Source organism: Limimaricola sp. G21655-S1 (assembly GCF_027213785.1).
In the GTDB taxonomy this organism is placed as follows: Bacteria; Pseudomonadota; Alphaproteobacteria; order Rhodobacterales; family Rhodobacteraceae; genus Limimaricola.
Map to the genome: position 1 here is coordinate 35,352 of NZ_JAPWGO010000009.1, position 13,632 is coordinate 48,983.

14 protein-coding genes are annotated in these 13,632 nt (G+C 67.7%); 5 read left to right on the forward strand and 9 right to left on the reverse strand.

Annotated features, from left to right (window positions below):
• Positions 1–26 precede the first annotated feature (26 nt).
• From O4G76_RS10500 to O4G76_RS10515, 4 genes are all read left to right on the forward strand, one after another.
• Positions 27–869: a peptidylprolyl isomerase gene (locus tag O4G76_RS10500; RefSeq protein WP_269397286.1), complete on the forward strand. Its 843-nt coding sequence runs from the start codon at positions 27–29 to the stop codon at positions 867–869.
• A gap of 2 nt (positions 870–871) precedes the next feature.
• Positions 872–2,089, forward strand: coding sequence for a bifunctional glutamate N-acetyltransferase/amino-acid acetyltransferase ArgJ (argJ, locus tag O4G76_RS10505; RefSeq protein ID WP_269397287.1), 1,218 nt, complete (start codon positions 872–874; stop codon positions 2,087–2,089).
• Positions 2,086–2,484, forward strand: a complete 399-nt coding sequence (gene mutT / locus O4G76_RS10510) for an 8-oxo-dGTP diphosphatase MutT (protein ID WP_269397288.1) — start codon at positions 2,086–2,088, stop codon at positions 2,482–2,484. The genes argJ and mutT overlap by 4 nt, the downstream gene beginning before the upstream one ends.
• Positions 2,485–2,614: 130 nt before the next feature.
• Positions 2,615–2,755 carry a hypothetical protein gene (locus O4G76_RS10515; protein ID WP_269397289.1) on the forward strand — a complete coding sequence of 47 codons (141 nt, stop codon included), beginning with the start codon at positions 2,615–2,617 and terminating at the stop codon, positions 2,753–2,755.
• Between the two features lie 79 nt (positions 2,756–2,834).
• Here O4G76_RS10515 and O4G76_RS10520 read toward each other — a convergent pair whose 3' ends face one another.
• The 8 genes from O4G76_RS10520 to dps form a co-directional block, all read right to left on the reverse strand.
• Positions 2,835–3,380 (reverse strand): AAA family ATPase, encoded by a 546-nt coding sequence (locus O4G76_RS10520; protein WP_269397290.1) that lies wholly within the window; start codon positions 3,378–3,380, stop codon positions 2,835–2,837.
• A 111-nt stretch (positions 3,381–3,491) separates the two neighbouring features.
• Positions 3,492–5,993: a translation initiation factor IF-2 gene (gene infB, locus O4G76_RS10525; protein ID WP_269397291.1), complete on the reverse strand. Its 2,502-nt coding sequence runs from the start codon at positions 5,991–5,993 to the stop codon at positions 3,492–3,494.
• 5 nt (positions 5,994–5,998) lie between these two features.
• A complete protein-coding gene (locus O4G76_RS10530) occupies positions 5,999–6,622 on the reverse strand; it encodes an RNA-binding protein (RefSeq protein WP_085895259.1) in 624 nt (207 codons plus the stop codon).
• Between the two features lie 7 nt (positions 6,623–6,629).
• Positions 6,630–8,246, reverse strand: coding sequence for a transcription termination factor NusA (gene nusA, locus O4G76_RS10535; RefSeq protein WP_085895258.1), 1,617 nt, complete (start codon positions 8,244–8,246; stop codon positions 6,630–6,632).
• Positions 8,246–8,824, reverse strand: coding sequence for a ribosome maturation factor RimP (gene rimP / locus O4G76_RS10540; protein WP_269397292.1), 579 nt, complete (start codon positions 8,822–8,824; stop codon positions 8,246–8,248). Before rimP ends, nusA begins: the two co-directional genes overlap by 1 nt.
• 148 nt (positions 8,825–8,972) lie before the next feature.
• Positions 8,973–9,590 (reverse strand): glutathione S-transferase family protein, encoded by a 618-nt coding sequence (locus tag O4G76_RS10545; protein ID WP_269397293.1) that lies wholly within the window; start codon positions 9,588–9,590, stop codon positions 8,973–8,975.
• Between the two features lie 31 nt (positions 9,591–9,621).
• A complete protein-coding gene (locus O4G76_RS10550; RefSeq protein ID WP_269397294.1) occupies positions 9,622–10,116 on the reverse strand; it encodes a DUF2165 family protein in 495 nt (164 codons plus the stop codon).
• Between the two features lie 228 nt (positions 10,117–10,344).
• Positions 10,345–10,818 carry a DNA starvation/stationary phase protection protein Dps gene (gene dps, locus O4G76_RS10555; protein WP_269397295.1) on the reverse strand — a complete coding sequence of 158 codons (474 nt, stop codon included), beginning with the start codon at positions 10,816–10,818 and terminating at the stop codon, positions 10,345–10,347.
• Between the two features lie 351 nt (positions 10,819–11,169).
• On the opposite strand from dps, the gene O4G76_RS10560 reads away from it, so the two are divergent.
• Positions 11,170–11,802: a hypothetical protein gene (locus O4G76_RS10560; protein WP_269397296.1), complete on the forward strand. Its 633-nt coding sequence runs from the start codon at positions 11,170–11,172 to the stop codon at positions 11,800–11,802.
• Between the two features lie 264 nt (positions 11,803–12,066).
• Here the strand turns inward: O4G76_RS10560 and O4G76_RS10565 are convergent, their stop codons facing one another.
• Entirely contained in the window at positions 12,067–13,611 is a 1,545-nt protein-coding gene (locus tag O4G76_RS10565; RefSeq protein WP_269397297.1) for an ABC transporter substrate-binding protein, read from the reverse strand.
• Positions 13,612–13,632 lie beyond the last annotated feature (21 nt).

Genomic DNA, 13,632 nt, shown 5'->3' on the forward strand with positions numbered 1-13,632 from the left:
CCCGCGCGGCTAGGGAAGGAAACCACATGATCCGCACGCTGCCCGCCGCCGCCCTGATGGCCGGCTTCGCCACGATGGCCTCCGCGCAACAGGCTTCGGACGTCGTCGCCACGGTGAACGGCACCGAGATCACGCTGGGCGAAATGATCATCACCCGCAGCCAGCTGCCGCAGCAATACCAGCAGTTGCCGCCCGAGACCCTGTTTCAGGGCATTCTCGACCAGCTGATCCAGCAGCAGGTGCTGGCCGACACGCTCGAAGGCACCCCGGCCCGGGTCGAGCTGGCCCTGCAGAACCAGCGCCGCTCGCTGCTCGCGGGCGAGGCGATCAACGCGATGATGCAGGAAGAGGTCTCCGACGAGGCGCTGCAGGAGGCCTATGACGAGGCCTTCGCCGATGCCGAACCGGTGCAGGAATACAACGCCAGCCACATCCTCGTGGAGACCGAGGAAGAGGCGCAGGCGGTGCTCGAGCGGCTCGCGGCGGGCGAGGATTTCGCCGAGGTGGCCAAGGAGGTCTCGACCGATCCGGGCTCGGGCGCGCAGGGCGGCAGCCTCGGCTGGTTCGCCGAGGGCATGATGGTCGAGCCGTTCCAGGCCGCGGTGGCGGAGCTGGAAAAGGGCGAGATGACCGAAACCCCGGTCGAGACCCAGTTCGGCTTTCACGTGATCCGGCTCGACGACACCCGCACGCAGGAGCCGCCCTCGCTCGACGAGGTGCGCGAGGATCTCGCCAGCCAGATCCAGCAGGGCAAGATCGAGGAGCGCCTGACCGAGCTCGAGGGCGAGGCCGAGATCACCCGCCCCGAGGAGGGCGCGTTCGATCCGGCGCTGCTCACCGATCTCGACCTGCTCGAAGAAGGCAACTGATCATGGCCGGTCCGGTCTCGCCTCTGGCGCCCGCCGCCTTTCCCGCCCTGCCCGAGATCGCGGGCGTGCGTTTCGCCTCGGTCGCGGCCGGGGTGCGATACGCGAACCGGACCGACGTGATGCTCGCGGAGCTGGCCGAAGGGTCGGCGGTGGCGGGGGTGTTCACGCGCTCCTCAACCCGCTCGGCCCCGGTCCGCGACTGCGAGGCGAAGATCGGCGCGCAGACCTCCCGCGCCGCCTTCCTCGTCAATTCCGGCAATTCCAACGCCTTCACCGGCCAGGCGGGCGAACGCTCGGTGGCCGAAATCTGCGCCGCCGTGGCACAGGCCACCGGCATCGACGCGGCGCGCGTCTTCACCTCATCGACCGGGGTGATCGGCGAGCCGCTTCCGCATGAGCGGATCGTGGCGAAGCTGGGCGAGCTGAAAGCCGCGCTGGAGCCGTCGGGCATCGAGGGCGCGGCGCGCGCCATCATGACCACCGACACCTTTCCCAAGGGCGCGACCGAGACGGTCGAGATCGACGGAAAGAGCGTGAAGATCGCCGGCATCGCCAAGGGGTCGGGCATGATCGCGCCCGACATGGCGACGATGCTGGTCTACATCTTCACCGACGCCAAGCACGACCAGCCCGCGCTGCAGGCGCTTCTGCGCGAGATCACCGACCGGACCTTCAACTGCATCACCGTCGACAGCGACACCTCGACCTCGGACACGCTCTTGATGGCCGCGACCGGGGCCTCGGGCGTCGATGCGACCGGCAACGCCGATTTCGCGGCCGGGCTGGAGCGGGTGATGCTCGACCTCGCGCATCAGGTGGTGCGCGACGGCGAGGGTGCGACCAAGTTCGTCGAGATCCGGGTCAGCGGCGCCGCTTCCGACGCCGATGCCCGCCGCGTCGCCATGGCCACCGCCAATTCGCCTCTGGTGAAGACCGCCATCGCCGGCGAGGACCCGAACTGGGGCCGCGTCGTCATGGCGGTGGGCAAGTCCGGCGCCGAGGCCGATCGCGACCGGCTCTCGATCCGCTTCGGCGAGATCCTCGTGGCCGAGAAGGGCTGGGTCAGCCCCTCCTACAGCGAGGAAAAGGCCGCCGCCTACATGAAGGGGCAGGAGATCGTGATCAGCGTCGATCTCGGTCTCGGCACGGGCAAGGCCGTGGCCTGGACCTGCGATCTCACGCATCGCTACATCGACATCAACGCCGACTATCGGTCGTGAAGATCGTTCTCGTCGCCGCCGTCGCCCTGATCGACGCCGATGGCCGGGTGCTGCTCGCGCAGCGCCCGGAGGGCAAGTCGATGGCGGGTCTGTGGGAGTTTCCCGGGGGCAAGGTCGAGCCGGGCGAGACGCCCGAGGCGGCGCTGATCCGCGAGTTGCACGAGGAGCTTGGCATCGACACGCAGGAGAGCTGCCTCGCACCGCTCACCTTCGCCAGCCATGCCTATGAGAGCTTTCACCTGCTGATGCCGCTCTATGCCTGCCGCCGCTGGCAGGGCACGGCGCATGGGCGCGAGAATCAGGCGCTCGAATGGGTGCGGCCGAACCGGCTGCGGGAATACCCGATGCCACCGGCGGACCTGCCGCTCATTCCCGTTTTGCGCGACTGGCTCTGAGACAGCTCTCGTAACCCTGCGTCGAAACCGGCCAATTGGTTCCATATCCTATCAAAAAGACGTCAGATTGGTGTATTCTTCACACACCCGCGCTTAATGTGCGGGGCGTGAACCAACTCTGGAGTCCATTATGCTGCAAACCATCCTGATCGGAAGCTGCATCTCGGTGCAGGGTCTCCTCGTCAAGAAGCTCGAGAACGGCCGCATGCGCATTCGCGTGGGCGAGCGTTTCTACGAGGGCCGCCCCGCAAACGTCGCGAAGGCTGCCTGATCCCTTTCGCGTTGCCCGCGTTTTACGAGTGTTCCGCACGCGAAGGGGACGGCTCCGGGCCGTCCCTTTTCTTTTGCCTTCAGCGATGCGGCAATCCGAGATTACCCCGCTTTACCGCCTCCGACAGGCCGTACAGGTAGGCCGTGACCTCGCGCCGACTGCGCAGGCGGTGACGGTCCTTGCCCTCGGGGATCTGGCCATAGAACCAGTTCAGCCGCGAGCGCATCGAATGCCGGGTGCGCCAGACCCATCGGTAGAATTCGCGGTCGAACCGCTCCGGACAGCCCTGCGGCATGTCCGGCCGGGTCCAGCCATGGTGGCGCAGCGTTCTCCACAGCAGCCGTGGCAGCCTGCGCCGTAACGGCAGATCCAGCCAGATCACCGTGTCGGTCCGGGCCAGCCTTTCGCCCCAGGTCGAAGAATGCCCGCCCTCGAAGATCCATTCGGGCCGCGCATGGACCTCCGCGCAGAGCCGGTCCTTCTCGGCGCGCGACCGTTCGATCCAGCCGGGGGCCCAGTGGATATGGTCGATATGGACCACCGGCAGGTGCGTGATCGCACCCATCCGCCGTGCCAGCCACGACTTGCCCGATCCGGGCTGCCCGATGATCATCACCCGCTTCATGGCCCATGGATCGCGGCCCGCCCATGCGGCGTCAAGCGGCGGACACGTCGCTTGACGGAAAAGGGGCGGCCCGAAGACCGCCCCTTTCCAATTCTCCATCGCGCGGGATGGTCAGAGCGACCGCTCGACCGATTCCCGCTCGAAGATCTCGATGACGTCGCCGGGGCGGATGTCCTCGTAGTTCTCGAAGGCCATGCCGCATTCCTGACCCGACTGCACCTCGGAGACCTCGTCCTTGAAGCGCTTGAGCGTCTTCAGCGTGCCCTCGTGGATCACCACGTCGTCGCGCAGCAGGCGCACGCCGGCCGAGCGACGGGCCACGCCCTCGGTGACGAGGCAGCCCGCGACCTTGCCGACATTGGAGACCTTGAAGACCTCCTTGATGCTGGCATAGCCGATGAACTTCTCGCGGATCTCGTTCGACAGAAGGCCCGAGGCCGCCTGCTTCACGTCGTCTACGAGGTCGTAGATCACGCTGTAATAGCGGATCTCGACGCCCTTCTGGTTCGCGGCCTGACGCGCGGGCGCGTTGGCCCGGACGTTGAAGCCGAAGACCGGCGCGCCCGAGGCCTCGGCGAGACCGATATCGCTCTCGGTGATCGCGCCGACGCCCGAATGCAGCACCCGGACCCGGACCTCGTCATTGCCGATCTTCTCCATCGCCTGGACGATGGCCTCGGCCGAACCCTGCACGTCGGACTTCACCACGATCGGCAGCTCGGAGACGTTCTTGTCTTCCTTGGCCTTGGCCATGAGCTGCTCGAGGGTCGTCGCGGCGCCGGCGGCGGCGCGCTTCTCCTTGGCGGCGTTGGCGCGGTATTCCGCGATCTCGCGGGCCTGCGCCTCGGTCTCGACGACGTTCAGCACGTCGCCCGCCTCGGGCGTGCCGTTGAGACCCAGCACCTCGACGGGGACCGAGGGACCGGCCTCCTCGACGCGCTCGCCCTTGTCGTCCACGAGCGCGCGGACCTTGCCCCACTGCTCGCCCACGACGAAGATGTCGCCGCGCTTGAGCGTGCCGTTCTGCACGAGGACGGTCGCGACCGGGCCGCGGCCCACGTCGAGTTGTGCCTCGATCACGGCACCCATCGCCGGACGGTTCGGGTTGGCCTTGAGCTCGAGGATCTCGGACTGCAGCGCGATCGCCTCGAGCAGCTGGTCCAGACCCTTACCGGTGATCGCCGAGACCTCGACGTCCTGCACGTCGCCGGACATCTTCTCGACGATGACCTCGTGCTGGAGCAGGTCGGTGCGGACCTTGTCGGGGTTGGCGTCGTACTTGTCGATCTTGTTGATCGCCACGATCATCGGCACCTTGGCGGCCTTGGCGTGGTTCAGCGCCTCGATGGTCTGCGGCATCACCGCGTCATCGGCCGCGACCACCAGCACCACGATATCCGTCACCTGCGCGCCACGGGCGCGCATCGAGGTGAAGGCCGCGTGGCCGGGCGTGTCGAGGAAGGTCAGGCGCGTACCGCTCTCGGTATCCACCTGATAGGCGCCGATATGCTGGGTGATGCCACCGGCCTCGCCCGAGACGACCTTGGTCTTGCGGATCGCGTCTAGCAGCGAGGTCTTGCCGTGATCGACGTGACCCATGACCGTGATGATCGGCGCGCGATCCTGCAGGTCCTCGGGCTTGTCCTTGACCTGCTCGATCACCTGCTCGACGTCGGCATCCGAGACGCGGACGACGCGGTGGCCGAAATCCTCGATGATCAGCTCGGCGGTGTCGGCATCGATCGACTGGTTCTGGGTCGCCATGATGCCGTTCTGCATCAGCGACTTGACCACGTCGGCCACGCGCTCGGCCATGCGGTTGGCAAGCTCGCCCACGGTGATGACCTCGGGCAGCTGCACGTCGCGCACGACCTTTTCGCGCTCGACATGACCGCCCATCGCCTTCTGGCGCGCGCGCTCCTGCTTGCGCTTCATCTGCGCCATGGAGCGCTGACGGCCGCCTTCGCCGGACAGCGCCTGGTTCAGCGTCAGCTTGCCCGAGCGGCGGTTGTCGGCGCCACCCTTGGTCGCGGGCTTGGCCTTCTTGTCGGCGCGGGCGTCGCGGTCGCGATCGCCGGCCTTGCGGGGGGCCGAGCCGGGACGCGGGCCGCCGGCCGGCATCTCGCCGGGGGTCGCGGCGGCGGGCTGCTGCGGCGTCGGCTGGGCGGCGCGGCGCGCGGCCTCTTCGGCCTCGCGCTTCTTGCGCTCCTCTTCCTCGGCCTTGGCCTTCAGCGCTTCCTCGCGCTCGCGGTCCTCGCGTTCCTTGGCCTCGATCTCGGCGCGGCGGCGCTCGCGCTCCTCGGCGCGGGCGGCCTCCTCGGCGGCACGCTTCTCGGCCTCCTCGGCCTCACGGGCCCGGGCCAGCGCCAAGGCGCGCATCCGGCGCTCGAGTTCGGCCTCGCTGATTCCGGCCGGGCGCTTGGACGGGTCGCCCCGCACCGCGCCGGTCGCAGCCGTGCCCTGCGCCGCGCCGCCCGGCTTGGGCACCACGACGCGCTTGCGTTTGGTCTCGACCACGACGTTCTTGGTCCGGCCATGACTGAAGCTCTGCTTGACGTTCCCCGGACGGGATCCGCGCAGACCAAGAGGTTTCTTGCCGTCGGTATCGCTCATCAGATTTACATATCCTTCCCGGAGGCCGTATCGCCGCCGTTGCTCTCTCGTAGACCGCGCAGTTTCGCGGCCTCCTCTACAACACGGTCGCTGAGTCCGCCAGCGGCGAGCGCGCCGTGTATCACACTTTGCCGGCCGAAAGCCAAACCCAATTCTTCCGAGGTCAGGCAGCCGTAATATCTTGCCCCCGTGGGGGTCCAGAGCTTGGACTTGCCGCGCACCGACCCGTCGGAGGCCTGAAGCAGCACGCGGACGTGATCGCCAGCAAGCGCCGCCTTCACCTTTTCGAAGCCGGCGATCGCCAGCCCCGCCTTGCGGGCCAGAGCGATCAGATCGACCACCCGGCGCGCCTGCTGACGCTCCACCTCGGCCGCCAGCCCGTCCGGCACCGTCACCGGCGCCTTGGCGGCGCGGGCGAATTGCCCGCGCTTCGCCGTTTCTATCACGGCCTTCTCGGCCGTCACGTAAATGCCCCGTCCCGGCAGCTTGCCGAGGATGTCGGGCACCACCTGGCCGTCGGGGCCGATCACGAAGCGGATCAGGCCGGATTTCGGCTGCACGTCACCGGTGACGATGCATTTCCGTTCCGGCCCGTCGGCCCGCTCCGCCTTCATTCCACCGCGACCCATGCGTGTCTCAGACCTCTTCCTCGTCGTTCTCGGCCGCCGCGGCGGCCTCTTCGGCGGCGAGCTCGTCGGGATCGACCCAGCCCAGCGCCACGCGCGCGGTCATCACCAGCTCCTGCGCCTCTTCGAGGCTCACGTCGAAGGGCTCCAGCACGCCGTCATCCTTCACGCGCTCGCCGTTCTGGGTGGTCCAGCCGCCGGCCAGTTCCCAATCCGCGCAGGTCGCGAAATCCTCGAGCGTCTTGACGCCGTCCTTGGCAAGCGCCTCGACCATCTGCGGGCTCAGTCCCGGGAAGCCGATCAGGCTGTCCTCGACCCCCAGCTCGCGGGCCCGCTCCAGCGCGGCCTTGTTCTGGGCGTCGATATAGTCGCGGGCACGCGCCTGAAGCTCGGCGGCGGTGTCGCTGTCGACACCGTCGATCACCAGAAGCTCGTCCTGATCGACATATGCGACCTCGTCGAGATTTGTGAACCCCTCGGAGACGAGAAGTTGCGCGAAGAACTCGTCGAGATCGAGCGTGTCCATGAACAGCTTGGTGCGGGTCTCGAACTCGGCCTGGCGGCGCTTCGATTCCTGCTCCTCGGTCATGATGTCGATGTCGAGCCCGGTGAGCTGCGACGCCAGACGCACGTTCTGGCCGCGACGGCCGATGGCGAGCGACAGCTGCTCCTCGGGCACCACCACCTCGATCCGCTCGGCCTCTTCGTCGAACACGACCTTGGAGACCTCGGCCGGCTGCAGCGCGTTGACGAGGAAGGTCGGCATGTCCTCGTTCCACGGGATGATGTCGATCTTCTCGCCCTGCAGCTCGCCGACCACGGCCTGGACGCGGCTGCCGCGCATGCCGACGCAGGCGCCGACCGGATCGATCGAGTTGTCATAGGAGATCACGGCGATCTTCGCGCGCGAGCCGGGGTCGCGGGCCACGGCCTTGATCTCGATGATGCCCTCGTAGATCTCGGGCACCTCCATCTTGAACAGCTCGGCCATGAACTCAGGCGCGGTGCGCGACAGGAAGATCTGCGGGCCGCGGACCTCGCGGCGCACGTCCTTAACGTAGCAACGGATCCGGTCGCCGGGGCGATAGGCCTCGCGGCCGATCTTCTCGTTGCGGCGCAGCACCGCCTCGCCGGCGCCGGGCAGCTCGACGACGATGTTGCCGTATTCCTCGCGCTTGACGGTGGCGTTGATGATCGTGCCGGCGCGGTCCTTGAACTCCTCGTATTGCCGGTCGCGCTCGGCCTCGCGGACCTTCTGCAGGATCACCTGCTTGGCCGATTGCGCCGCGATGCGGCCCAGCTCGACCGGCGGCACCTCCTCGGCATAGACGTCGCCGACCTTGGGGTCGTCGAGATACTGCTTCGCCTGCTCGACGGTCATCTCGGCCTGGTAGTTCTCCAGCTCGTCATCGGCGACGACGGTGCGCACGCGGGTGAAGCGGGCGCGGCCGGTCTTGCGGTCGATGTTGACCCGGATGTCCATCTCGGCGCCGTAGCGCGACTTGGCGGCCCGGGCGAGGCTCTCTTCCATCGCCTCGACCACGAGCGCGGGGTCGATCATCTTCTCGCGCGCCACCGCCTCGGCGGTCTGCAGCAATTCCAGCTGGTTTGCGGACGTGATGGCCATCAGTCGTTCTCCTCATCACCATCAATGATGGTTTCAACATCGTCGAATTGGGTCTCGTCGATCTGCCCCGCATCCTTGCGGTTGCGCAGCACCTCGCGAATGAGCTCGTCGGTCAGCACCAGCTTGGCATCCGACAGCCATTCGAATTTCAGCCCGATCGTGCCTTCCTCGATCTCGATCAGCACCTCGTCGCCCTCGGTGCCCGCCAGCTCGCCCTTGAAGCGGCGGCGGCCGTCGATCAGCTCCTCGGTCTCGATCTTGGCCTCGTAACCCTTCCACTGCTCGAAATCCTTGAGCCGGGTCAGCGGCCGGTCGATGCCGGGCGAGGAGACCTCGAGCGTATAGGCGTCGAGGATCGGGTCCTCGACATCGAGCACCGCCGAGACGGCGGTGGAAATCTGGCCGCAATCATCGACCTCGATCGTGCCGTCGGGCTTCTGCGCCATGATCTGCAACGTCGTGGACTTGCCCGACATCAGCCGCACGCGCACCAGCTCGAAGCCCATGTCACTGATGACGGGCTCGATGATCTCCTGGACGCGGCGGTCGATCGCGGCCTTGGCGATGAGGTCGGACATGGGGTCCTCCAAGCACAAAAAAACGGGCCAGCGGCCCGTCGATCTTTCCCGGTGGGCGCCGGTTGTGGAGGCCGGCGCGCCGCTGTTCTGAGGGGGATATAGAGGGACGGATCCGAGTCTGCAAGGGTGGCGTGTCGGGTCCGCCGGATCAGGCCTCCGGAAAGAAGGCCTCGGGCGCGCGGGCCGCCGGCAGCGCGCGCATCCGCTCGATCCAGCCGGCCATCGCCGGGCTCGGCGAGACGCCGGCCTCGGTGAGCCACTGCACGTAGCCCCAGACCGCGCAGTCGCCGATCCCCGGCGCCGCGCCATGCAGGAAATCGGCGCCGTTCAGCATCCGGTCGAACCGCGCGCGGTCGACCGCGAAACGCCCCTCGAGCCAGTCGATCACCGCCGGGTCGAAGCGCGCCCCGCCCAGCCGCCGCGCCTCCTTGAGTTGCGGCAGGCACATGCCGATGCGGTTGGCCTCCCACAGGACCACCTCGCGACCGCGCCGAAGCCCGGCCGCGCTCTCGCCGCCCAGCGTGCGGAATCGGCTGGCGATCTCGATCAGGATCGCGCCGGACTGGGCATGGGCCACGCCGTCGATCATCAGCACCGGCACCTCGGCCGCCGGGCTCGCGGCGAGGAATGCCGCCGGGCGGCTGTCCGGCGGCGCCCAGATGTCGACCCGGGCCGGGCGCCAGTCGAGCCCGGCCAGGGACAGCGCCAGCGCCACCTTGCAGGCATGGCCCGAATCCGGGTGTCCATAGAGTTCGAGATCGGTCATGCGGACAGCTTCCGCCCGGGCGCGGCCGCCGTCAATGCTCGGCCGGTTCGGGCTGCATGACGAAGATGATCACCGCCAGGATGGTGATATAGAAGCGGAACGCCGGTTGCTGGCCATTCCAGATATCGGATTGCCACATCAGGAACCACTCGGCCCCGATCGCCATGAAGCCGACGAACCAGACCAGGAAACCGGTGGTCGCGCCTAGAACGGCCCAGTCCTTGGCCCCGTGGAAGACGGCCACCGGTGCCCGCAGCGCCATCGCGAGCCGGACCGCGCCGAAGCCGAGCAGCAGCGCGGTAAGCCCCTCGCCCGCGATGATCAGCCAGTAGCCCGCGTGCCACATCCATTCGGTGGTGATCGCACGGCCCATCAGCGCGTTGCCTTCGAAGGTGGTGTCCATCGACAGCACGTGCTGCACGAAGGCGAAGTTCGAGCCGTAATCGAGAATGTTGTTGAGCGTGACGAGGAAGGCGAAGAAGGCGAGGCCGAGCAGCATCGCGATCTTGGAGAGACGCAGGGGCATGAGGGTCCTTTCGGGCAGGTCTGAAAGCATGGCCGCCACGCGCCATAGGCGAGTGAAGCGGCAAGCAGCACCGACTAGAAGTGGCAGGCCGCCGCGCTGTCCATCGCCAAATCCCCTATGCCCTCCATGCTGTGGCCCGATTGCCGCCCCCTTGCCCGGCATGTCGAACGAGAACGGCCCGCCCTCCGGTCGGAGAGCGGGCCGTTCATGCGGCGCAGGGGTGCGTGATCAGCCGTTGGCGCCGATGAACCACGCATCCTTGTCGATGGTGCGGCTGACCTCGGTGAACAGGTCGGCGGTGTCCTCGTCACCGGCATCGCCCGCTTCCTCCATCGCCTTGCGGATTTCGCCGCCGACGAACACGTAGCGCGACTTCAGCTCCTCGACATGCTGCTTGATGTCGGAGATCTCGACCGGATAGGCGTCCAACTGCGCCTTCTCGGCCGCGACCTCGAGGGTGCCGCGGGCAAAGCCGCCGAGGATCACGGCGCGCTCGGCCATCAGGTCGGCGCCCTCGCGCAGCCGGTCGGCGGCTTCGTCGAGCAGCTCGTGCACGCCGATGAAGCCCGGGCCCTTGAGGTTCCAATGCGCCTGCTTCACCGCCAGCGTCAGCGCAAGCATGTTGGCAAGGTTCTTATTGAGCAGATCGACCATCTGGGTGCGGACGTCCTGCGTCAGTTCTCCGGCGAAATTCTCGGGCATCGTGGTCCTCGTTCGTGACGATAGGTCATGTGTCAGGCAGCCAACGCCGCGGCGAAGCGTCGGTTCCTGAGCGGTCGGGAGCGGCTGGAGAACCGGCAGGGGACCGGATTCGTCCCTCGAATCGGCCGGGAAACCGGCAACGATCGCGTCACGCACCATGTAGGCAAAGGCGGTCGCAACCTGAAGTGGCGCTGGCGGCAGGACTCCGCGGCGGGCCCGCGCGCGGGTGAGCGCGTTCCCGCCGGATCGGCCCTGTCAGGCCGTGCCGTGTTTTTCAGCAGTCGGTCTGCCACGTATCCGGGCAAGGTTCGGGCGCCGGGATCGAAGGGCGCCCCAAAGAGGAGATAAGACATGATCATCCGCAAGAGCATCCTCGCCGGCCTGTCGGCAGCTTGCATCACCCTCGCGGCGCCGGCCGCGATGGCCGCCCCGAGCCAGGAAGTCGTCGAAGCCCTGGTTGCCGAGCTCGTGGAGCAAGGCTTCAACGGCGAGATCCGCATCCGCCCGAGCGGCGACCGGATCGAGGTCGAGGCCAGCGGTCCCAGCGGCTACACCGAGCGGGTCTACAGCGAGGATGGCGGGCTGCTCTTCGAAGAAGAGACCGAGATGGCGGACGGCTCGCGCGTCGAGCGCGAATACGACAGCGCCGGCCAGCTGGTGTCCGAAGAGTACGAGGCCAGCGACGAGGCCGAAGAGCTTCGCGAGATCGAGGAAGACGAGGCCGAGGAGCGGCGCGACCGCGAGGAGGACGAGGCCGAAGAGCGTCGCGAGCGCGAAGAGGAAGAAGAGGAAGAGCGCCGCGAGCGCGCGGAAGAGGAAGAAGAGGAGCGCCGCGACCGCGAGGAAGACGAGGCCGAGGAGCGCCGCGAGCGCGCAGAGGAAGAAGAAGAGGAGCGCCGCGAGCGCGAAGAGGAGCGGCGCGACCGCGAGGCTGACGAGGAAGAGGAGCGCCGCGAGCGCGAGGAAGAGGCCAACGACGACTGAGGCCAACGCCCGCGGCCACGGCGCCTCCATCTTCGGGACCTGCCGGGCATTCCGGCAGGTCCTTTGCTTTTGCCCCTCCCGCCGGCGGCTTGGACCGGGCGCAACGCCGGTGCCGCCGACGCCAGGAACGGGCCGCTCGCCTCGCCTGCCCGGATGCGGTCATGCCGATGGCCCGGGCCGGGAGCCGCGCCGTGGAGGCACCGACCAAACGAAAACGCGCCGCCCCGGGGGGACGGCGCGCCAAATCGCGGAGAGCGGCTGGCCTCAGGCCATCCACCACCGTTCGCAGATGCGGTTGCTGTCGAGATCGAACACGTTGCCGACCACCTCGGGGTGACCGAGCTTGATGTTGTAGCCGTCGACGAAGTTCGCATACATCGGGATCGCCGTCGCGCCCTCCTTCGAGCACAGCGCCTGCATCTCGTGATACATGTCGCGGCGCTTGTCGCTGTCGAGCTCGGCGCGCGCTTCCTTCAGCAGCGTCTGGAACCGCTCGTTCTCCCAGTGCGTGTCGTTCCACGCCGCGCCGGTCTCGTAGCCCAGCGTGAACATCCAGTCCTCGGTGACCCGGCCCGACCAGTAGGAGGCGCACCAGGGCTTCTTGATCCAGACGTTGGACCAGTAGCCGTCGGCCGGCTCCTGCACGACGTTGATGTCGATGCCGCAGTCGCGGGCCGAGGCCTGGTAGAGAAGCCCCGCGTCGATCGCGCCGGCAAAGGCCGCCTCCGAGACCGAGAGATCGATGCTCAGGCCGTCGAGCCCGGCCTCCTTCAGCAGCGCCTTCGCCTTCTCGGGATCGTAGTCGTTCTGCTCCAGATCGGCGTGGTAGTACTGGTTCGCCGGGCCGATCGGGTGGTCGTTGGCCACCGCCCCGTGGCCCATCAGGATCTTCTCGACCATCTCCTCGCGCCGCACCGCGTGCTTGAGCGCCCGGCGCACCGTGACGTTGTCCATCGGCGACAGGTCGGTGAGCATCGGGAAGGTGTAGTGCTGGTTGCCGGTCACCTCGTTGAGCGCGAGCTGCGGGTTGGCCTTCAGCAGCGGTTCGACCTGGAACTCGACGTTGTTCACCGCGTCGACCTGCCCGGTCATCAGCGCCGTCATCCGCGCCGAGCCGTCATTGATCGCGATCACCTCGATCTGGTCGAACCAGCCGGCCTTGCCGTCCTTGTAGTGGCCGTCGACGCGGCTCAGCAGCGTGCGCACGCCGGGATCGAAGCTCTCGACCTTGTAGAGACCGGTGCCAATGCCCTGCGCGATCGCCTCCTCGACGTTCTGATGCGGGTACATCAGCAGGTGATAGTCCGACATCAGGAACGGGAAGTCGGCATTGCCCGCCTCGAGCGTGAACTGCACCTGGTGATCGCCGAGCTTCTTCATCTCGGTGATCGGCGCGACGATCGGCCGGGCGGCGGATTTCGCATCCTCGTCCAGATGCAGCTTGAGCGAGGCGATCACGTCGTCGGCGGTGAAGGGCTGGCCGTTGTGGAAGGTCACGCCCTCGCGCAGGTCGAAGGTCCAGGTCTTCGCGTCCGGCGTCGATTCCCACGAGGTCGCCAGCTCGCCCACCAGCTCGCCATTGGCGGCGATCTCGGTCAGGCAGTCGAACACCGCGCCATAGGCGGTGACGATCATGTAGGTGTCGGAATGGGTGCGCCCGTCCCAGCTGTCGGAGGTATTGGCGCCCGCGAGGCCGAGCCTCAGCGTGCCGCCGCGCGACTGCGCGCGAAGCGGCAGGCCGGTGACCGACAGAAGGCCCGCGGCGGCCCCGGACCTGAGCAATCCCCGGCGGCTGATCTGTGGCAACATGTGTCTCTCCCTCTTGATTCC